A 22,051-nucleotide genomic window follows, 5' to 3' on the forward strand; every position below is an offset into this window, starting at 1 on the left:
GAAATAAAGGAGACGATCGGTAATGAAAACAAAAGAAACCCTTCAATTAGGGAAAACTGGTTTCCCGATGCGCGGTAACTTGCCTAATCGTGAAGGTCAATGGGAAAAAGAGTGGGAAGAAAATAAAATTTATGAAAAACGCCAAAAATTAAACGAAGGCAAACCAACTTTCGTTTTACATGATGGCCCTCCATATGCAAATGGGAACATCCATTTAGGTCATGCTTTGAATAAAATCAGTAAAGATATTATTGTTCGTTCAAAATCAATGTCAGGTTTCCGTGCACCTTACGTTCCTGGTTGGGATACACACGGACTACCGATCGAACAAGTATTAGCGAATAAAGGAATCAAACGTAAAGAAATGACAATGTCTGAATACCGTAAAAAGTGTGAAGAATATGCGTTGTCACAAGTCGATAAACAACGAGAAGACTTCAAACGTTTAGGGATCGCTGGCGAATGGAATAACCCATACGTGACATTGACTCCTGATTATGAAGCAGCTGAAATCCGTGTTTTCGGAAAAATGGCAGAAAAAGGCTACATCTATAAAGGATTAAAACCAATCTATTGGTCGCCATCAAGTGAATCTTCATTAGCTGAAGCTGAAATCGAATATAAAGATGTGAAATCACCATCGATCTATGTCGCTTTCCAAGTAAAAGATGGCAAGGGTCTATTAGATACAGATACATCATTTATCATTTGGACAACGACACCTTGGACATTGCCAGCAAACCAAGGGATCTCTGTCAATCCTGCTTACACTTATGTAGTGGTAGAAGCAAATGGTAGAAAATTTGTAGTAGCAAAAGATTTATTAGACACTGTTGCAACTGAATTAGAATGGTCAGAGCCACAAGTCTTGAAAGAAATTGCTGGACAAGAGCTTGAAAACATGACTGCGCAACACCCATTTTATGATCGTGAATCATTAGTGATCTTAGGTGACCACGTTACTTTAGATGCGGGTACTGGTTTAGTTCATACAGCTCCTGGACATGGGGAAGATGACTATTTTGCATGGAAAAAATATCGTAATGATATCATTTCACCAGTCGATGACCGTGGTATGATGACTGCTGATGCTCCTGGATTTGAAGGAGTTTACTACGATAAAGTCAATCCAATGGTCACTGATTTATTAAAAGAAAAAGATGCGCTATTGAAATTAGACTTCTTTACACATAGTTATCCGCATGACTGGCGGACGAAAAAACCCGTTATCTATCGTGCGACACCACAATGGTTCGCTTCAATCGATAAATTCCGTCAAGATATCTTAGACGAAATCGAAAAAGTAGATTGGATCATTCCTTGGGGTAAGACACGTTTGTATAACATGATCCGTGACCGTGGCGATTGGGTCATCTCTCGTCAACGTGCATGGGGCGTCCCATTACCTATTTTCTACGGTGAAGACGGCGAAGCAATCATCACCCCGGAAACAACAGAACATGTCGCAGAATTATTTGCTGAACATGGCTCAAGTATCTGGTTTGAACGTGAAGCCAAAGATTTATTACCTGAAGGTTTCGCTCATCCAAGCTCACCAAATGGCGAATTTACGAAAGAAACAGATATCATGGATGTTTGGTTTGATTCTGGTTCTTCTCATGAAGCAGTCTTGCGTCAACGCGACTACTTAACTTTCCCAGCAGATATGTATCTTGAAGGTTCTGACCAATACCGTGGTTGGTTCAACTCAAGTATCACTACTAGTGTAGCAATCAATGGTGTAGCGCCTTATAAAGCGGTTCTTTCTCAAGGATTCACATTAGACGGTGAAGGTCGTAAGATGAGTAAATCACTTGGCAATACGATCGTGCCTGACAAAGTAATCAAACAAATGGGTGCGGATATCTTACGCCTATGGGTCAGCAGTGTCGATTATGAATCAGACGTTCGTGTATCAATGGATATTTTGAATCAAGTATCCGAAGTTTATCGTAAAATCCGTAACACGATGCGTTTCTTATTAGCCAATACAACTGATTTTGAACCTACAGAACACGCGGTTGCTTACGATGAATTACGTTCAGTCGATAAATATATGTTGGTACGTTTGAACCAAGTGATCAAAACAATCCGTGAAGATGGTTATGAAAAATACGACTTCACACAAATTTATAAAACAGTCATCAATTTATTGACGGTTGATTTATCTTCATTCTATTTAGACTTTGCTAAAGATGTTGTTTATATCCAAGCAGAGGACAGCTACGAACGTCGTTGTATGCAAACAGTTTTCTATCAAGTAGCTGTTGCTGTAACAAAATTATTGACTCCAATCATTCCACATACGACAGAAGAAATCTGGACGTATTTGAAAGAAGAAGAGGAATATGTCCAATTAGCTGAATTACCAAGCTATGAAGAATACGCCAACCAAGCGGAACTATTAGATACTTGGAAAGCCTTCATGGATTTCCGTGATAAGGTCTTAAAAGCATTAGAAAATGCCCGGAACGAAAAAGTAATCGGTAAATCATTAGAAGCCAAAGTAACCATCTATCCAAGCGAACAAGTAAACACAATGTTAGCTGCATTAGATGCCGATTTGGCTCAATTATTGATCGTATCACCTGACTCATTCAGCATCTCTAATGAAGCTGCACCAGCAGAAGCAGTAAAATTTGAAGATGTAGCGATCTTAGTTGAAAAAGCTGATGGCGAAGTCTGTGATCGTTGCCGCCAAGTCCGAACAACAGTCGGATCAGACGAAAAATTACCAACACTATGTGCCTCATGTGCCCATATCGTTGAAGAACACTATCCTGAAGCAGCCGCTGAAGGTTTAGAATAAGAAAAAGAGCTGTCCCAATAATGGGGCAGCCTTTTTTTATTAAAAAAAAGCTGGGACGAAAGTAAAAAATACTTTTGTCTCAGCTTTTTGTTTAATCTAATTTCCCACGTTCACGGTACCAATGATCTGGCTGCCATGCCCATTCGTGGTTGTTTTTAGCTAAAAGTTCAAAGGCACAATCAGGGCCCATGGTTCCTGCCGCATAGTTCGGAAACTCAGGGGTTGTTTGATCCCAGGCTTGACGGATACGGTCAACGATTTCCCATGAATTTGCGACTTCATCCCAGTGAGAGAAGTTAGTGCCATCGCCATTCAAGGCATCAAGCAATAATTTTTCATAGGCTTCAGGACTATTGCCGGTGACTTCTTCGCTTTGACGGAAATCTAGTTTTACTGGTTCAGGATTGAAACCTTGTCCAATTTGTTTGCCATTCAACGATAAAGAAAAGCCTTCAGTTGGTTGGATATAGATCGTTAAAATATTTTGCGGTAAGTCTTTGCCGCCTGTTTCTTCTTGTTCAAAATTGAAGACATTTACAGGTACTTGCTTGAAGACGATATTGATACGAGTGCCTTTTTCTGTCATTCGTTTACCAGTTCGGATATAGAAGGGAACACCCGCCCAACGGAAGTTGTCGATCATGAATTTACCAGCAACAAAAGTTTCCATCGCTGAGTCTTCAGCTACGTTCGGTTCGTCGCGATAAGCAGCAAAGTCTTTGCCGTCTAATTCACCAGCAGCGTATTGACCGCGGACAAAGTTTTTTGCCACTTCTTCTTCATCGTAACGACGAATGGCTTGTAAAACTTTAACCTTTTCTTCCCGCAGTGATTTATTTGAGAAAGAAGTTGGGACTTCCATTGCCAATAAAGAAACAACTTGTAGGATATGATTTTGGACCATATCTTTTAACGCACCGCTATTTTCATAATAACCGCCACGATCTTCGACACCTAAGGCTTCTGAGAAAGTGATCTGGATATTTTCAATGTAACGATTGTTCCAAAGTGATTCAAAAATATTGTTGGCAAAACGGATCACTGAAATATTTTGGATCATTTCTTTCCCTAGATAATGATCGATTCGGAAAATGGCTTCTTCAGGGAAGACATTGCGGATCTGTTCGTTCAATTCATCGGCAGAATCATAGTCGAAGCCAAACGGTTTTTCGATCACTAGACGGTTATAGCCTTTTTCAGTTAGAATCCCTTGAGATTTCAAATGATTAACGATCGTACCAAAAAATTGTGGCGCCATGGCTAAATAAAATAAGCGATTGCCTTCTAATTGATAGTCCCCGTCTAAACGATCAGATAAATCCTTCAACTGATCGTAATGTTCTGTGTCATTCACGTTGTGAGAAAGATAATAGAAGTGACTAGAAAATTCTTCTGCTTCTTCTTTCGTTGGATTCAAGTCTTTGATCGTATCTCGTACGATTTCTCGGTAGTGATCGTCACTCCACGGCCGACGAGCGGTACCGATCACAGCAAAATGTTTTGCTAAACTGCCTTTTTTATAAAGACGAAATAATGAAGGATAAAGTTTACGCTTCGCTAAATCGCCAGTGCCACCGAAGATGGTGAATAATGCTGCTTGTTCCATATACGTTCACTCCTAATTCTTTTAAAGATGATTGGATCAGATCCCGCTGTTTCATTAAAATAGCGGGAGGAATTTTTCAAGCATACCACTCTAAGTGTCTGCTTGTCACTAAAAATAAGTTTATAAAAGATCAACAAAAATTGTTGAAGCTGCTTTGTAACTAATTGAAACTTCTTTTTGGTCATTTTGTAAAGTAATCGGTCCTTCATAAGCGGCGATCTCTTTAATCGTATAGACATCGTGGATATCGATCGTTAGATCCATCAAATAATCCAGTAGTTCCTTTTCGTCTAACACTCGAGCGATTCGGATAGTCGAACCTTCAGGGTAATTGACCAATGTCTCGCGGCTTTTTTCGTGGACGGTTTGTCCTTCTTGGGGAATCATGCCGCCATGCGGACAAAATGTCGGATGGCTCAGATAATCATCCAACCGTTGTTCCATTTGTGAAGAAGTCACATGTTCTAAAACTTCGGCTTCATCGTGGACTTCATTCCAAGAATAACCAAGGTGATCCACTAAGAAAACTTCCCATAATCGATGTTTCCGTACTAAGGTACTTGCTTTTTCTAGTCCTGCAGCTGTCAGTTGGACACCTTGATAGGGAGAGTGTTCAACTAAGCCTTCTTTGACTAGCTTATTGATCATTTCACTGACAGAAGCTCCAGAAATAGATAAACCAGCAACGATCTTTTTGTTGCTTACTTTTTTTTGGTCGCCACCTAATTCTAATATTAATTTTAAGTAATCTTCGCGATTCGGCGTCATTGATGTTCATCCTTTCATAACGAAGCATATCAGATTAATTCTACCAAAAAATTCAGATTATTTCCATTTGATTGGATTTTTCTTTACTAAAAAGAACAGTATATAACAGAGGTAATTAAAAAAAATTTCTAAGAAGGCTTGCCTATCTTTTTAAAAAAAGGTAGTATATTAAAAATAAATGAGAATTGTCAAATTATTTAAAGGATGATGGTAATGACGACACAAAAAACTTACGAAGCACCAACCATGTATGATCCTTCTTTCGAGAAAGATGCTTGTGGTATGGGCTTCATTGCCCAAATGCAAGGGAATACATCGCATCAGTTAGTCAGCTATGCGTTAACGATGTTAGAACGAATGAATCACCGGGGCGGAACCGGTGCAGAACCGGAAACGGGTGATGGTGCTGGGATTTTGATAACGATTCCAGATCAATTTTTCCAAAGAGAAGCTAAAAAATCCGCGACTGTTTTGCCAGCTAAAGGTCAGTATGCCGTCGGAATGTTTTTCTTGCCTGATGATCCAGAGCAAAAAAGAGAGTTACAGCAAGCCTTAGTAACTGAAATCGAAGCTGCTGGATACCAAGTTTTATGGCAACGCGACGTACCGTTTCAATATGAGAATTGCGGGCCCGGCGCTCAAAAAGTGATGCCTAGCTTTGTGCAATTATTCATTAAACGTCCACTAGATGTTTCATCAGATCGTGATTTTGAAGATCGTTTGTATCGCTTAAGACGTAAATTAGAAAAAAATTATCAGGCTCAAGAATTATCGATCTGTAGTCTATCTGCTAAGACGATCGTTTATAAAGGAATGCTGCATGCGTATCAAGTCGGTATTTTTTATGATGATTTACAAGATGAGGCTTTTGAAGCGAGCATTGCAGTGGTACATTCGCGTTTTTCAACCAATACCTTTCCTAGTTGGGATCGTGCGCAACCATTTCGTTTTTTAGCTCACAATGGTGAAATCAATACGTTGCGCGGGTCAGAAAATTGGATGAAGAGTCATGGCATCGAAGTGTACAATGAAGAAGATTCTGATTCTGCTAAATTAGAAAATTGTATGGAATATCTTTATCGAAATGGCCGTGACATTCCGCATGCATTAATGATGATGGTGCCAGAGGCATGGTCAAAAGAAGCCGGTTTAGGCGAAGAATTGACTGCTTTCCACGAATACAATGCTAGTTTTATGGCTCCTTGGGATGGACCTGCGGCTTTATGTTTTACAGATGGTGACATGGTGGGGGCAACGTTGGATCGTAATGGTTTACGTCCATCACGTTATTCGATCACGAAAGATGGCTTTGTTCAAGTCGCTTCAGAATCTGGTGTCGTTGATTTTGCGCCTTCGAATGTGATCGAAAAAGGAGTCTTAGGTCCTGCTAATATGATTTTAGTGGATACTGTTGCCGGTAAATTTTATCGCAATCAAGAGATTAAAGAACATTATGCTAAAGCCCATAATTACAGCGAATGGTTGGCAGACAATCGCCTTGAATTAGTAGAGCTTCCAAAAGCAGATGTTTCAGAAAGTGATTGGTCACAAAAAGAACTGCAAAAAATGTGGAAACTGAATGGTTATAATGATGAAATTATTCGGGGTGCATTATTGCCAATGGCTGAAAAGGGTGAAGAACCTGTTCTTTCGATGGGGTACGATTCACCATTAGCTGTTTTGAGCAATAAACCGCAATCGCTCTTCACCTATTTCAAGCAGCAATTCGCTCAAGTTACGAATCCACCGATCGATGCGATTCGAGAACAATTAGTTATTGGAACAGAAATGTTTTTAGGCCGAGATGGCGATATCCGACAAGACGATGCTCAAAATTGTCAAAAAGTAAAAATCGCTAGTCCCGTATTAAGTGCGGCAGAATTCCAAAAACTTGTAAACTTGGAAACAAATCACCAAAAGGCCGTGACGATTTCAACTCTTTATACGATCAATCGTTCAAATGCCTTAGAAGATGGTTTAGAACAGATGTTTAAAACGGCAGAATCTGCCGTTGATAATGGGGCAACTTTATTGGTTTTATCGGATCGAAATTCGCAAAAAAGCCAAATGGCAATGCCGATTTTATTAGCTGTTTCTGGTTTGCATAATCATTTAGTTCGTAAAGGGAAAGCGGCTCAGGCAAGTATCGTTGTCGATTCTGCAGAAGTCTGTGAAGTCCACCATTTTGCGACGTTGATCGGTTATGGAGCAAGTGGAATCCATCCATATGGTGCGTATGCAACATTAAAAGATTTTAATCTAGAAAATGGCTTAGAAAATTATCGGAAAGCCGCCGAAAAAGGCATCGTTAAAGTCATGTCACGGATGGGGATCTCGACGATCGCTGGTTATCATGGGGCACAATTATTTGAAGTCGTAGGAATCAGCCAAGCTGTGACCGAAAAATATTTCACTGGAACAGCAAGCCGGATCGGCGGTTTGGCATTAGAACAAATCGAAGAAGAATATTTAGCTAGACATTATCTAGCCTATGGTCCGCGGCAAAATGATTTGCTGGCTTCTGGCGGCAGCTTCCAGTACAAGGCCGATGGGGAACATCATTTATTCAATCCGCAGACGATCTATAATTTTCAACAAGCTGTTCGTTCAGGTGATTACCAACAATTCAAACACTATGTCGAAGCGATGAACCAAGAGGCACTGGACGAGCCGACTAATCTACGAGCGTTGTGGGAATTTAAAAAAGATCGTTCAGCGGTCAAACTTTCTGAAGTAGAGCCAGCAAGTAAAATCGTCAAACGGTTCAAAGTCGGTGCAATGTCTTATGGTTCTTTGAGCGAAGAAGCCCATCAATGTATCGCCGAAGCAATGAATGCGATCGGAGCAAAATCAAATAGCGGTGAAGGTGGCGAAAATCGCAAACGATTCAAAGTACAAGCTGACGGTAAAAATTACAATAGTAAAATCAAACAAGTGGCTTCTGGCCGTTTTGGCGTCAATGCTGAATATTTGATGAGTGCCGAAGAATTACAAATTAAAATGGCGCAAGGGGCAAAACCAGGAGAAGGTGGGCAATTACCCGGTAATAAAGTCTTTCCATGGGTTGCCGAGATCCGAGGATCGACACCAGGAGTACGTTTGATATCACCGCCGCCGCATCATGATATTTATTCAATCGAGGATCTAGCACAATTGATCTATGATTTAAAAGCAATCAATCATTATGCGAAGATCAATGTAAAATTAGTTTCCAGTACCGGTGTTGGTACGATCGCAACAGGTGTTGTGAAAGCTGGAGCAGATGTCGTCGTGATTTCAGGCTATGACGGTGGAACCGGCGCGTCACCACGAAATTCGATTCGAGATGCCGGATTACCATGGGAAATGGGCGTCGCTGAAGCGCACCAAACATTGGCTATGAACAATTTACGTCAACGGATGACGTTAGAAACAGACGGGAAATTAATGACTGGCCGTGATGTTGCGATGGCGATCTTATTAGGAGCTGAAGAATATAGTTTTGCATCATTGGCATTGGTCGCGATCGGTTGTGTTATGATGCGCGTCTGTAGTTTGAACACTTGTCCAGTAGGTGTTGCTACGCAAAATCCAGAGTTGCGAAAATTCTTTGTTGGAAAACCGGAACATTTGATCAATATGATGTATTTCATTGCGGAAGATTTGAGAGAGATCATGGCTGAATTAGGTTTCAGAAGTATCGATGAAATGATCGGTCACGCGGAAGTATTACAACCTCGTTTTATTGCAAAAGGTAAAGCAAAAACATTAGATTTTTCACGGATTCTTTCAACGAGTATCGGTATCGAACGTAAAATGGATGATCCGTTTAAAGCCGCTCGTGACTGGCCGGAATTAGATCAATTTGCAACAGTAGCGATTAAAAATGGGACTCCTGTGGCTGTGACCGACTCGATCAATAATGTGAATCGAACAGTTGGAGCCCGGATGGGTGGTTGGATTGCAGAGCGTTTCGGGAATTATGCGTTGACTCCAGGTCAAATCAAGTATACGTATCATGGAATTGCTGGCCAAAGCTTCGGTTCATTCATCACTCAAGGGATGGAACTTAAGTTAATTGGTGAAGGCAATGACTATGTAGCTAAAGGGCTAAGCGGAGGGCGCGTGATTATCGTCCCACCAGCGGATGCGGCCTATGACGTAGAAAATTCTCCGATCGTCGGAAATGTCGTTTGTTTTGGAGCGAACCGTGGAGAAGGCTATTTCCGTGGAAAAGCGGGCGAACGTTTTTGTGTCCGCAACAGTGGTGCCAATGTTGTTGTTGAAGGTGTCGGAGACCATGGTTGTGAATATATGACAGGTGGTGTGGCAGTGATCTTAGGATCAACTGGCCGAAATTTTGCTGCCGGCATGTCAGGTGGTGTCGCCTATGTCTATGATCCAACTGATAGTTTTGCAGCGAAGTGCAATCGTGAAATGGTGGATCTTTTCAAAGTCGGTGAGACGGGAGAAGATGCGATCTTGAAAGAAATGATCGAAAAACATCTAGCTTATACGGATTCATTGAAAGCGGCAGAACTATTGAATAATTGGGAAGTGGCTCAGAAACATTTTGTCAAAGTCTATCCGCGAGAATACCATGAAATGGTTCGTGTGACCGAAGAATTAGCGGCTACCGGCTTAACAGGAGAAGAATTAATCGAAAAAGCGTTTGTGACTGTAATCGGTGAGCAAACGGTACCGGCTGGAAAGGAGCGTGGCTAGAATGGCAGATCCATTTGGCTTTTTAAAATATCCGCGTAAGGACAACCCTTATCGTCCAGTCGCAGAACGTGTACAAGACTGGGAAGAACTACAAATACCGCTTAGCGTGGCCGAAAGACAAGAACAAGCCGCTCGTTGTATGAACTGCGGTATCCCATTTTGTCATACTGGAATTTTTTATGGTGGAAAACGAGCAGTCTCAGGTTGTCCAAATGACAATTTGATTCCTGAATGGAACGATTTCGTTTATCGAGGGGATTTCAAAAATGCCTTTGATCGTTTAGTCAAAACCAATCCGCTACCAGAAATGACGGGACGAGTTTGTCCAGCTCCTTGTGAAAAATCATGTACCGAAGGATTGAACGGTTCTGGTGTGGCGATCCATGACAATGAGCGTTTCATTATTGATCAAGCATTTGAAAATGACTGGGTCAAAGCAGATGGTCTGCCCGTTGAACGGACAGAATTCAAAGTCGCGATCGTAGGCTCTGGTCCGGCGGGATTGTCAGCGGCATGGCGGTTGAACCAATTAGGGCACCAAGTGACCGTTTATGAACGTAGTGATCGGGCTGGCGGTTTATTGATGTATGGTATTCCGAATATGAAATTAGATAAAGAAATCGTCCAACGACGGATCGATGTAATGGAAGAAGTTGGCATTCGTTTTGTATTGAATACGGAAATCGGCAGCGATATTTCAGCCGAAGAATTACAATCAGAGTACGATCGTGTGATCATTGCTTCAGGAGCTAGTGTGGCGAGAGATTTAAAAATTCCTGGTCGTGAGCTAGCGGGTATTCATTTAGCAGTTGATTATTTAACTGAATGTACTAAGCAAGTCATGAAACAAGGGAAAAAGGTTATTGAAAAACCATTAGCTGGAAAACATGTTGTGGTCATCGGGGGCGGAGATACAGGAAATGATTGTATTGGTTCTGCGATTCGTCAAGGTGCGGCCTCAGTGAAACAATTAGAAATCACACCGCAATTACCGGGAACTCGGACAAAAAATAATCCTTGGCCTGAATATTCGATGATTGATCGTTTAGGCTATGGTCAAGCTGAGGGACTTGTTGAGAATCCTGAGCTGACGGTTTACAGTACTTCAACGAAAGCATTTATCGGAACAGAAGCTGAAAAAGTTTCCGCGATTGAAACGGTTCAAGTCGATAGTCAATTTCAACCGATTCAAGGGACTGAAAAAAAATTGAAAGCTGATCTTGTCTTGTTAGCAATGGGATTTACCGGTGCTGAAAAAGCGTTATTAGATGCTTTTTCAGTTAAAGAAATTTATGAAAATTATGCTACAGATAACGAAAAAGTTTACGTAGCCGGCGATGCTCGTCGTGGACCAAGCTTAGTTATTTGGGGAATTCGTGAAGGCCGTAAAGCTGCTGAAGAAGTCGATCAATTATTACGCTTAATGGTATATCAATAAGCAAATAGAAAACCGAAGTGAATCATTCACTTCGGTTTTTTATTTGTTGAAGCTGAAATAATTTTTCTTTTTCAAGATATAAGTGATCGATTCATTCAAAATCAGACCAATCGCAATCGAAAAACCAACAAGCATCGCCTGTAAGCCAAGCGAGAGTGCTTGGCTGTATTGATCTTCGACTAAAAAATTGAAAGCCTTGAAAAGTAAACTTCCAGGAACGATCGGCATGATACCAGGAATCGTAAAAATCGTACTAGGAGCTTTGGTCAATTTAGCAAATAACTGACTGATGACCGCTAGGATGATACAGGCTAATAATGAAGCGACGGACTCATTTGTATACTTTGTAAAAAATAGATAAGCCATATAAGTAAAAGCACCTGCTAATCCACATAATACAAAATATTTTCGTTGGATATTATTTAGTACGGAAACACAAGCGCTGACTAGAAAACTGAATAGATAAATCATTTTTTTCCTCCGATCACGTATTGGTCAATACAAACACAACTGGAAAAACTAACATCAAAAGGGTATTGATCGCATAAATCCCTTGAGTCAAACCAGAAATATAATCACCATTGATACTGGCTTTGATGGAATTTACAATAACTGATCCTGGAAGCAAAGGCATCAAACCACTTAAAATCAATGAAAAGGAATCAGGGATGAGCGCTTTTTTATAAAGCAAAATTGAAATAATCGAGACACATAAAGAATAGACTAACGCCGATAACATTTTTACTTGTAAGAATTTCTGTACCAGCAAATAGACAAAGTAAGCAATGATCGTAACGAAAAAAGCTAACAAGGCAGTTGCTGATGTTTGATTGAACATACAATATGCTGCACCAGAAATCGTCCCGGCGCACAGGAGTTGGATGTATAGAGGAAAGCCAACAGTCATATGATCGATCGCAGCTAATTTTTTATATAGAGTATCTGCTGAAATCTGGTGGTTATAAAATAAAGCGACTTCTTTTTCTACTAAGGTTGTTTTTTCAAAATTGTAGGCATTGTCTTTAACGGTAACCATCCGAACTTCATTATCGATCGAATTGATCACAACCAAAGCTGTCTCGGTCACAAAAAAAGAATATTCAGCCGATTTGATAAAGTGGGACATTTTTATCAAATTGTTTTTGACATCATTGGTTGCATAGTTGCTTTTTAACATGATCCTGCCATAACGCAAAAGCAACGCCGCATTTTTATTGTTTAATTCTTCCATTTAGCTGATTCCTTTCTGAATTGAGTACATCCGTTATAATCAGTAGACCATAATCAAGACAAAAAAGATGACGAACTTTGTCGTAAAAAGCGACGAATTCATTTTTAAACTAACTGGAAATATAAAAATACCCCGTAACATTAGATTTTAAGTCTAATTTTACGGGGCAGAATAATTGCTGGTTAATTCTTTGATATGAGAGGCAAAGATAAGTCCTCTAGTTCATCATACAGTGTGTCTGGAATGCCGTTTTTTGTTTTGATCAATAAATGGTATCCATATTGGTCTTGAATCGCTAATTTTTGTTCACTTAATTCGATCAGCTGATAGATGATTGCTGTACCATCTAAAATAATCGAAAGATCTGGATAGATAGTAATAGAGTGCTTTGCTTGGCCTTTTGGATGAATAAACTCCCAGGAACCAACATAGAGCTGATTTAAATCTTTGTTTTCATGCTTACGAACAAGTCTGGAGGTCACGGCAGCGATACCCAAAGAGGTCGAGCTTAAAAAGACCGGCCATTTCAATCTCATCAAAAAACTCCTTTCACACTAGCTTTGTTATACTATATAATAAAGTCCGTCATCTTTCCATCCAACTTAAGGACCATTTAACTTTTTTTAGAAGGATTTTGATAAAAATGAAGTATTCTACAATTTATTTGGCCATTTTCTTAGAAAGAAGCAATCGATTTATTGCTCGATGTCGTTTAATCGACACCGAAGAAGAAATTATTGTCCATGTCAAAAATACTGGCCGGTGCAAAGAGTTACTTATTCCAGGTGTGATCGTTGCTGTCAATCATCAACCTTCAGCAAAACGAAAAACGGCTTATGATTTGATTGCGGTCAAGAAAGGTCTGATGTGGATCAATATCGATTCACAGATTCCAAACGCATTGGCTTCAGAAGGTCTCACTACGGGCACAATTTCCTTACCAGGTATAACTGGCACGCTTTCTTTAGTAAAAAGAGAAGTAACTTATGGGCATTCAAAATTTGATCTTTATTTCGAAACGGATCAACAAGAAAAAGGTTTTGTGGAAGTCAAAGGAATGACTTTGGAAAATCAAGGAGTCGGTGTGTTCCCGGATGCGCCAACGCTTAGAGGTCTAAAACATGTGAGAGAACTTCAGCATGCTCAACAATTAGGCTACCGCTGCTTTGTTCTGTTCATCGTTCAATTTTCTCAAATACGGGTGGCGACGATTCATTCCGAGATGCAGCCAGCTCTTTCTGAAGCAATAAAACAGGCAAAAGCAGACGGCGTACAGATTTTAGCGTATAATTGTGAGGTAGATCAGGAAACGATCGCCCTTAAAGAGGCGGTTTCGTTTGACCTGAACCAACCATTTATTGATCCAAATCAAGGAAAGGTGGAAAAAGCATGATTAATCTAGGTATTATTGGGACTAACTGGATCACAGATCAGTTTGTCCAAGCTGCACATGAAACAGGAAACTATCAACTTTCAGCTGTCTATTCAAGAAAATTGGCAACGGCCCAAAAATTTAGCGAAAAATATGGTGATGTAGAATACGCCACAGATCTAGCGACTTTTTTTGCGATCGAACATATAAATACGATCTACATTGCCTCACCCAACAGTTTGCACTTTGAACAAGCGAAACAAGCAATTTTAGCTGGAAAAAATGTAATTGTTGAAAAACCAGCATTCTCAACGCCAGCTGAAATGGATGAGATTATTGAATTAGCCAATCAAAAACAAGTTTTCTTCTTTGAAGCAGCTCGAAATATCCATGAGCAAGCCTTTAAAACAGTGGCTGATTTCTTACCCTTGAAAGACCATATTTTAGGGGCTGACTTTAGCTTTATGAAGTATTCGTCTCGTTATGATCAAGTCTTAGACGGTGAAGAACCAAATATTTTCTCGCCGCATTTTTCAGGTGGTGCACTCGCTGATTTAGGGGTCTATCCTATCTATGCAGCTTTAGCCTGGTTTGGCATTCCAAATGAGAGTCTATATTTTGCTAAAAAAATTCGTACTGGTGTAGACGGTTTGGGAACGGGAATCTTACGTTATGATGATTTCGATGTGACGATCCGTACGGGAAAAATCACAGATAGCTTCCAAGCTTCGGAGATTTACTTAACCAATGGGACGTTAGTGCTAAATGCAGTCAACTCGATTGATGAAGCAGTATTCCATGATCGCGAACATGCACGAAGAGAGAAACTAAACGTTCATCAATTAGAAAATCCCATGGTGGAAGAAGCCAATGATTTTGCAAAAGTAATAATGAATCCAACAGATCGTGAGTTAGGAACGTTTTATGAAGAATGGGTAGAGCTTGCCCGAAATGTTAACCAAGTGATTTATGATATGCGAAAAAGTGCAGGCATTATTTTTGATGCCGACAAGAAATAGGGGAAACTATGAATAATCAAGAATTTGTACCATTTTTACAAGCGAATTGGGAAACAGCCGGGTTTCAAAAACCAGCGTTGATCCAAGAAAGAGTCTTCGATCCAATCACAGAAGGAAAACATTTGGTCGGGATCGCACCGACTGGTAGCGGAAAAACCTTAGCCTATTTGTTGCCATTACTTAATCAATTAGAAGCTGGCAAGCCAAGCCAAGTATTGATTTTGACGTCATCACAGGAACTTGCGATGCAAGTCGTTGAAGTTGCGCGGAAATGGTTAGCGGGTTCTGGCATGAAAGTACAAGCGTTGATCGGCGGAGCAAATGTCAAACGTCAACATGAAGCTTTAAAGAAAAAACCAGAGTTGTTGGTCGGAACTCCTGGACGTGTATTAGAATTGATCAGCGGTAAAAAAATCAAAGCCCCAGCGATCAAAACCTTAGTGTTTGACGAAGTCGATCAATTGGTTCAAGGGCAAAGTTTCCAATTGATTCAAAAAATCTTGAAAACGACGGATAATGAAGCCCAAAGATTGTATTTCTCAGCTACTGCAGATGTAGTATTAGAAGAATTGAATACGATCGAATCAGATTTACTAGTAATCGATGTAACCAAAGAAGACGATAGCCAAGGGGACGTACAACATTTTTATATTGAAACCAACGATCGTAAAAAAGTTGATCAAATGCGTCGTCTGTTGAATATGCCTGCTTTTTGGGGGATGATTTTCTTTAACCAGCTGAGTGACATGGGAAGTGCAGAAGAAAAATTACTTTTTCATCAATTACCGGTGGCTAGTTTGGCATCAGATCAATCAAAAATTTTACGTAAAAATGCGATTGAACAGTTTAAAAAGCATCAAGTTCTCGGATTATTAACTACCGATTTAGCTAGTCGTGGATTAGATATTGAATCATTGCCATTTGTCGTCAATGCGGATGTGCCATTGAGTGAAGAGAGTTATCTTCATCGTGCCGGTCGCGTAGGACGGATGGGTGAAACCGGAGTCGTTATTACGTTTGTTACACCAGAAGACAAAGCGGATCTATTAAAAATTGCGAAAAAACTTGAATTACCGGTTGCACCGATTTATCTATTTGGCGGTGAATTGTTAACTGAAGAGCCTGTCAGACAAGCAGATCCTAAAAAGAAAAAGAATAAAAAGAGCAAAGGGAAAAGACGTAAATAAGTCTTTTCCTTTTTTTGCTCTAAGTTAACAATTTTCAAGAGAATAAAATAAGGTATCCGCGAAATCTGTTAAAACTTCATTAGTTATCTTGCGAAATTAATTTAAAATGGCTACAATGAGAGAGCACGTTCTCGTAGCTCAGTAGGATAGAGCGATCGCCTCCTAAGCGATAGGTCGCTGGTTCGATTCCAGTCGGGAACATCCTATCCAAAAAGAAACCACCGATTAAAAATTTTAATCGGTGGTTTTTCTTTTATGCCCAATCACCATTTCTAAAGATTGGTGTAGTCGATCCATCTTTACGGATGCCATCGATGTCCATTTGATCAGATCCAACCATGAAATCAACATGAGTTTGACTGCTGTTCAAACCAGCTTGTGCCAATTCTTCTTTGGTCATTTCGGTTCCACCTTCAACACTGAAAGGATACGCCGCACCAAGCGCTAAATGATTCGAAGCATTTTCATCAAATAAAGTATTGAAGAAAGTGATACCCGATTGTGAGATAGGTGAGGGATCTGGAACGAGCGCGACTTCACCTAAATATTTAGCTCCTTCATCGATCGATAATAAAGAAGAAAGGACGTCAGCGCCTTCTTTAGCTGAAAATTCAACGACTTTACCGTCCTTAAATGTAAATTTCATTTCATTCAAGGTTGTTCCGGCATAGCTTAATGGTTTTGTACTAGTGATATAGCCATCAATTCGATTACGATCTGGAGCCGTGAAGACTTCTTCAGTCGGCATGTTGGCCATAAACTCGTTGCCATCGGCGTCGAAACTTCCAGCACCTTCCCAAACGTGATTGTCAGGTAATCCAATCATGATATCAGTACCAGGAGCGGTGTAGTGCAAAGCAGAGAACTGTTCTTTATTCAATCGTTCCGCTTGTTCACGCATCACAGTGTCATGTTCTTCCCAAGCTTTGACTGGATCTTCTGAGTAAATGCGAGTCGTTTTGAAAATCTCATCCCATAGACGGTCAACTTGTTCTTCACTTGAGGCAAACTCAGGAAAAACCTTTGCCGCCCAGGCAGGACTTGAGGCCGCTACTACAGTCCAACGTAATTTGTTTGATTGTGTCGCTTCCATCACCGCTTGCAATGCTTTTCCGCGTGCTGATTGGAAAGCAGCGACTCGATTGGTATCGACACCTAAAAGTGCATCTGGATTTTGTGAGACGATGCTGATTCGAGTCACTCTTTTTTCAGCAAAAGTATTGGCTTCGTCTACTTTATAAGCCGGGACCTCATTGATTCGATCTTCAGCCGCGTGACTTAAAAATGCCCGTTGGATATCGTCGTCATTCCATTGGACAATAACTTCAGCAGCCCCTAATTTATAGGCTTCTTTTGTTACTAAGCGAGCGAGTGGTGCTTGTTCAACACTGGCATAAACAACAACCGTGTCTTCTTTTTGAACATTGACCCCAACTTTTGCGATCAGGTGAGCGTATTTTTTTAAAAGTGTATCAAAGTTTGATAGAACCATTCAAATCCCTCCGTTTCATTAGTACCATCTTAGCATTTCTTTGAAATTCTCCAAAGAAAATATGTTCAAAAAAAGAGTACCTGAATTTCCCAGGTACTCTTTTTTTCTTTTTATGACGCAGCAGCGACAATTTTTTTTGCGAAAGCTTCTAAGTTTTCGATATCTTCTTCTTCAGCAGCCATTTCGATTTTCACGATGTCAGCACCGCGAGTCGCACCGGTTTTAACAAAGGCAGCATCAAAATCATCGACTGATTTACAATACTCATCATAGAAAGTATCGCCGGATCCACAGACACCGAAGATCTTTCCGCTCAAATCTAATTCTTGTAAATCTTCATAAAAATCAACGATTTCATCAGGTAGGTCACCTTCACCATAAGTATAAGTTGCAACGACACAGATATCTGCATCTTCAAAATCATCTGCTTCTACTTGGGTACACTCATCGATCTCAACTTCGATATCTAAATTTTCGAAGGCTTCGGCCACAATATCAGCGATTTCTTCGGTATTTCCAGTCATGCTTGCATAAACGATTTTTGCTAATGTCAAAAAAATTCCTCCTCAGCTTTAAGCCAAATTTAAGGCAATTATACCAAAATAAAAACAAAAGGAAAACCAGACTTCTAACCATTTGTTCGCTTTATAGGGTTATGTTAAAATAGACAAGATGAAAAAGGAGACGAACACGAATGATTACACTAAAATCAAACCGAGAAATTGAAATGATGAATGAGTCTGGAGAATTATTAGCGGATGTGCACCGCCACTTACGCGATTTTATCAAACCAGGTGTTTCAAGTTGGGACATTGAAGTCTTTGTTAGAGACTTTATCGAAAGTCATGGCGGTACAGCTGCACAAATTGGTTTTGAAGGCTATGAATATGCGACTTGCTGCAGTATCAATAATGAAATTTGTCATGGTTTTCCTAGAAAAAAACCGTTAAAAAATGGTGATTTGATCAAAGTTGATATGTGTGTAGAATACAAAGGAGCTATGTCTGACTCTTGCTGGTCTTACGCTGTTGGTGAAGTATCACCTGAAATCCAAAGGTTAATGGACGTTACAAAAAAAGCGATGTATATCGGAATCGAACAAGCCCAAGTAGGCAATCGTATCGGTGATATTGGTCATGCGATTCAAACATATGCAGAAGGCGAAGGTTTTTCTGTTGTCCGTGACTTTATCGGTCATGGCATCGGACCAACCATCCATGAAGAACCAGCGATCCCACATTACGGTGTGGCTGGAAAAGGTTTGCGTTTGAAAGAGGGCATGGTCATTACGATCGAACCAATGATCAATACCGGTACATGGAAAATGAAGATGGATCCGAATGGTTGGACAGCTTATACTCAAGATGGCGGCTGGTGTGCCCAATACGAACACACCTTAGCAATCACAAAAGAAGGACCAAAAATTTTGACTTCACAAGGTGAAGAAGGAACGTACTAAGACGAGGAACTTTATGGGACCAATAGATAAAATTAAAGAGAATAAGAAATTAATGGATTTTATCCAAACGATCCGCAAACACATTACAGAGACAGAAATAGGCGACCGCTCCGTGGTAGTCGCCTATTATTTGTTGCTTTCTTTTTTTCCGATCCTGATTGTGATCGGTAATTTACTTCCTTTTTTGAATATCACTCCAGAAACAGTATTGCCTTATCTAAGCGAGGCGATTCCGCCAAATGTTTATAGTTTTTTGAAACCTGCAATTATTGGCTTGTTAGAAAATACTTCTGGTGGTGCACTATCGATCTCCGTTCTAGCGTCATTATGGTCATCTAGTCGCGGAATCAATTCATTACAAAAAGCACTGAATCGAGCCTACGGGGTAGAAGATCGCGGGAATTTTGTGATCAGTCGAGTAGTATCTGTTGGTATGGTCGGTATCCTCATGATGGCGATCATTGCGATGGCCTTGGTCTTTAGTGCGGGGCAAGTTATTTTAGATGCGTTACAACCAATGTTTGGCTTTTCTCCTGAGATCATCTCGACCTTTCTAGCATTGCGATGGCCAGTAACAGTGATCGGATTGCTGATTATTTTGGGAGCGGTCTATATCGTGATCCCAAACGCGCATGTTCGTGTGAAGTATGCATTACCGGGGACCGTTTTTGCTACTGTCGGCTGGATCGTTTTGGCTCAAGGTTTTAGTATCTATGCCCAGACATTTGCTCAACGCGTTTCGGGTTATCAAATCATCGGAAGTTTTATCGTTCTGATGTTTTGGCTCAATTTTTCTGCGACCATCATTATCGTTGGTGGTGTTTTAAATGTAACGATTGAAGAATTTAGAACTGGAAAAGAAGTAACCGAAGGGTCAAATCGGGTAAATAAATGGTTCAACAAACTCAAAAATCGTGTAATAAATAAGAAAAAGAAGAAGTGATTGCTAGAAAATTTGTAAGTTTATAAAAAAAACTTGTAAATAACTAGAACTCCGTTATATGATTTTTTATACAAAGGTAGGTGGCAACATGTTAGTGTCCTTCGGGCTGATCATTAAATACTTTTTGACCTTTTTGATTGCCTTGATTTTAACCCCGATTTTTAAGATTATTTCGGTTCAGACTGGCTTAGTCGATAATCCTAATGCTCGTCGAATGAATCAAGTTCCGATGCCTAGTGCAGGCGGACTGCCGATATTTATTACATTTGCGATCTCTTCGTTGGTATTGTTTCGTGGAGTGCTCCCATTTGATTATATTAGCAAGATTTTATTAGGCGGATTGATCATTGTAATTACGGGACTATTAGATGATAAATTTGAATTGTCACCGAAGCAAAAAAGTTTAGGTATTTTACTAGCAGCATTAGTTATTTATTATGTTGCTGATATTCGTTTCAATTTCTTTACTGCACCATTATTAGGGAAAATAAATTTATCATGGTTGAGTTTACCTGCGACGATTTTTTGGATCTTTGGTATCACGAATGCGGTAAATTTGATCGATGGACTAGATGGCCTAGCTGCCGGAGTTTCCATGATCGGCCTAACAACGATCGGTGTTATCGGCTATTTCTTTCTACACTCTGCAACAGCGTTTATTTCATTGACGATCTTTTGTTTAGTTGCAAGTATTATGGGATTCTTTCCTTATAATTTTCATCCAGCAAAAATCTATCTGGGAGATACTGGTGCTCTGTTTTTAGGCTTTATGATTGCGGTTCTATCCTTACAAGGTTTGAAAAATGTAACGTTTATCTCATTGATCACGCCATTATTGATTTTAGGCGTTCCTGTAACGGATACTTTTTTTGCGATGGTGCGAAGAAAAGCTAAAAAAATGCCGATTTCAGTCGCAGATAAACAGCACTTGCATCATCGTTTGCTTAACTTAGGCTTCACTCATCGAGGTGCTGTGTTGACGATCTATGCGATTGCAGTATTGTTTTCATTCACAGCCTTATTGATCAATTATACCAGTCAGTTAGGAACGGTCGTCTTGATCGTGGCAATGGTCTTTGCCTTTACATTCTTACTAGAATTAATTGGTTTGATTAGTGAGAAATACAGTTTTATTACTAAAACCTTCCGTTTATTTGGAAATAAAGAATATCGTTCTCAAGTAATGCATAAATATTTCAAGAAATGAGTGTTGATCTCCGTTATGAATAAACAAAAAAATGATGTGACGATCAGCATCGTGACCCATAATAGTGACAAGATTTTTTTGAGTTTAGATTCACTGATTCAAAGTTTAGGGCAACAGGAAACGATCAAAATCAGAATTTTTGATAATGCTTCTGACACTGCATACTGTGAGCGGCTAAAAACGTATTTAAGATATCCTTTCATGGAAATCAATTTTTATTCTGAAAATAAAGGCTTTGGTTTTGGTCACAATGCCAACCTATTAGATCAAACAGGATATGGCATCATCTTTAACCCAGATATTATTTTGTCTGAGAACCAACTAAACGCAATGGTGGATCATTTAGCACAACATTCTGAAGCTGGATTATTAGCACCCAAGATTTTGAATGAAGATGGGACAACTCAATTTTTGATCCGTGATCACTTGAATGTTTTCGATTATATGCTGCGATTCATTCCATTTAACTTTGTAAAGAAAATGTTTGCGCACCGTTTGGCCAAATTTGAATGCCGTGATCTTCCAGATGATCAAGATAGTTATGTTCGAATGATTTCTGGCAGCTTTATGGTAGTCGATTTGAAAAAATTTAATCAAATCAAAGGCTTTGATCCAAGATACTTTATGTATTTTGAAGACAACGATCTTTGTCGTAAAATGGAACAAGCCGGTTACAAAGCGTTGTACAGCCCTCAATTTTCAGTCGTTCATTTATATGAACGCGGGGCAGTCAAAAGTCGTAAGTTATTTATTATTTTTTTACAGTCTATGAGAAAATATTTTTCCAAATGGGGCTGGCAACTTTTTTGAGTTTTG

General features: G+C 39.9%; 17 protein-coding genes and 1 tRNA gene. 11 read left to right on the top strand and 7 right to left on the bottom strand.

Translation table 11 applies throughout. The features are described 5' to 3' along the window. Window positions 1–22 precede the first annotated feature (22 nt). Window positions 23–2,809, top strand: a complete 2,787-nt coding sequence (gene ileS / locus ACQKTA_RS00910) for an isoleucine--tRNA ligase (protein ID WP_427813853.1) — start codon at window positions 23–25, stop codon at window positions 2,807–2,809. A gap of 91 nt (window positions 2,810–2,900) precedes the next feature. Here ileS and zwf read toward each other — a convergent pair whose 3' ends face one another. Together zwf and ACQKTA_RS00920 are read right to left on the bottom strand one after the other, a co-directional pair. Then, a complete protein-coding gene (zwf, locus tag ACQKTA_RS00915) occupies window positions 2,901–4,415 on the bottom strand; it encodes a glucose-6-phosphate dehydrogenase (protein ID WP_427813854.1) in 1,515 nt (504 codons plus the stop codon). Window positions 4,416–4,535: 120 nt separating this feature from the next. Next, window positions 4,536–5,183, bottom strand: coding sequence for a metal-dependent transcriptional regulator (locus ACQKTA_RS00920; RefSeq protein WP_332580569.1), 648 nt, complete (start codon window positions 5,181–5,183; stop codon window positions 4,536–4,538). Between the two features lie 213 nt (window positions 5,184–5,396). On the opposite strand from ACQKTA_RS00920, the gene gltB reads away from it, so the two are divergent. Next, entirely contained in the window at window positions 5,397–9,887 is a 4,491-nt protein-coding gene (gene gltB / locus ACQKTA_RS00925; RefSeq protein WP_427813855.1) for a glutamate synthase large subunit, read from the top strand. Window position 9,888: 1 nt separating this feature from the next. Continuing rightward, a complete protein-coding gene (locus tag ACQKTA_RS00930; RefSeq protein WP_427813856.1) occupies window positions 9,889–11,325 on the top strand; it encodes a glutamate synthase subunit beta in 1,437 nt (478 codons plus the stop codon). A gap of 39 nt (window positions 11,326–11,364) precedes the next feature. Here ACQKTA_RS00930 and ACQKTA_RS00935 read toward each other — a convergent pair whose 3' ends face one another. From ACQKTA_RS00935 to ACQKTA_RS00945, 3 genes are all read right to left on the bottom strand, one after another. Continuing rightward, the gene (locus tag ACQKTA_RS00935; protein ID WP_332580566.1) at window positions 11,365–11,796 is read right to left on the bottom strand and encodes a threonine/serine exporter family protein; all 432 of its coding nucleotides are present in this window, start codon (window positions 11,794–11,796) and stop codon (window positions 11,365–11,367) included. Window positions 11,797–11,809: 13 nt separating this feature from the next. Next, on the bottom strand, window positions 11,810–12,556 hold the full coding sequence (locus ACQKTA_RS00940) for a threonine/serine exporter family protein (RefSeq protein ID WP_427813857.1): 747 nt from the start codon (window positions 12,554–12,556) through the stop codon (window positions 11,810–11,812). 182 nt (window positions 12,557–12,738) lie between these two features. Further along, a complete protein-coding gene (locus ACQKTA_RS00945) occupies window positions 12,739–13,092 on the bottom strand; it encodes a DUF4828 domain-containing protein (protein ID WP_427813858.1) in 354 nt (117 codons plus the stop codon). A 107-nt stretch (window positions 13,093–13,199) separates the two neighbouring features. Between ACQKTA_RS00945 and sfsA the strand changes: the two genes are divergently transcribed. From sfsA to ACQKTA_RS00965, 4 genes are all read left to right on the top strand, one after another. Further along, window positions 13,200–13,949 (top strand): DNA/RNA nuclease SfsA, encoded by a 750-nt coding sequence (gene sfsA / locus ACQKTA_RS00950; RefSeq protein WP_427813859.1) that lies wholly within the window; start codon window positions 13,200–13,202, stop codon window positions 13,947–13,949. Beyond that, window positions 13,946–14,947 carry a Gfo/Idh/MocA family protein gene (locus ACQKTA_RS00955; protein ID WP_427813860.1) on the top strand — a complete coding sequence of 334 codons (1,002 nt, stop codon included), beginning with the start codon at window positions 13,946–13,948 and terminating at the stop codon, window positions 14,945–14,947. Before sfsA ends, ACQKTA_RS00955 begins: the two co-directional genes overlap by 4 nt. Window positions 14,948–14,955: 8 nt before the next feature. Next, window positions 14,956–16,134 carry a DEAD/DEAH box helicase gene (locus ACQKTA_RS00960; RefSeq protein ID WP_427813861.1) on the top strand — a complete coding sequence of 393 codons (1,179 nt, stop codon included), beginning with the start codon at window positions 14,956–14,958 and terminating at the stop codon, window positions 16,132–16,134. 127 nt (window positions 16,135–16,261) lie between these two features. Beyond that, a tRNA-Arg gene (locus ACQKTA_RS00965) sits at window positions 16,262–16,335 on the top strand. A gap of 52 nt (window positions 16,336–16,387) precedes the next feature. Here the strand turns inward: ACQKTA_RS00965 and ACQKTA_RS00970 are convergent. Both ACQKTA_RS00970 and ACQKTA_RS00975 read right to left on the bottom strand, forming a co-directional pair. Beyond that, window positions 16,388–17,626, bottom strand: a complete 1,239-nt coding sequence (locus ACQKTA_RS00970; protein ID WP_427813862.1) for an aminopeptidase — start codon at window positions 17,624–17,626, stop codon at window positions 16,388–16,390. 110 nt (window positions 17,627–17,736) lie between these two features. Further along, window positions 17,737–18,180: a flavodoxin gene (locus ACQKTA_RS00975; protein ID WP_427813863.1), complete on the bottom strand. Its 444-nt coding sequence runs from the start codon at window positions 18,178–18,180 to the stop codon at window positions 17,737–17,739. A gap of 140 nt (window positions 18,181–18,320) precedes the next feature. Between ACQKTA_RS00975 and map the strand changes: the two genes are divergently transcribed. The 4 genes from map to ACQKTA_RS00995 all read left to right on the top strand — a co-directional run bounded on the left by map (window position 18,321) and on the right by ACQKTA_RS00995 (window position 22,045). Continuing rightward, window positions 18,321–19,085 carry a type I methionyl aminopeptidase gene (gene map / locus ACQKTA_RS00980; RefSeq protein WP_427813864.1) on the top strand — a complete coding sequence of 255 codons (765 nt, stop codon included), beginning with the start codon at window positions 18,321–18,323 and terminating at the stop codon, window positions 19,083–19,085. Between the two features lie 13 nt (window positions 19,086–19,098). Further along, window positions 19,099–20,028 carry a YihY/virulence factor BrkB family protein gene (locus ACQKTA_RS00985; RefSeq protein WP_427813865.1) on the top strand — a complete coding sequence of 310 codons (930 nt, stop codon included), beginning with the start codon at window positions 19,099–19,101 and terminating at the stop codon, window positions 20,026–20,028. An 88-nt stretch (window positions 20,029–20,116) separates the two neighbouring features. Beyond that, a complete protein-coding gene (locus tag ACQKTA_RS00990) occupies window positions 20,117–21,235 on the top strand; it encodes an MraY family glycosyltransferase (protein ID WP_407855905.1) in 1,119 nt (372 codons plus the stop codon). Between the two features lie 15 nt (window positions 21,236–21,250). Further along, window positions 21,251–22,045, top strand: a complete 795-nt coding sequence (locus ACQKTA_RS00995) for a glycosyltransferase family 2 protein (RefSeq protein ID WP_427813866.1) — start codon at window positions 21,251–21,253, stop codon at window positions 22,043–22,045. The last annotated feature ends 6 nt before the right edge of the window (window positions 22,046–22,051 follow it).

Origin of the sequence: Enterococcus sp. 22-H-5-01 (genome assembly GCF_050310005.1) — a bacterium.
GTDB lineage: Bacteria > Bacillota > Bacilli > Lactobacillales > Enterococcaceae > Enterococcus_A > Enterococcus_A hailinensis.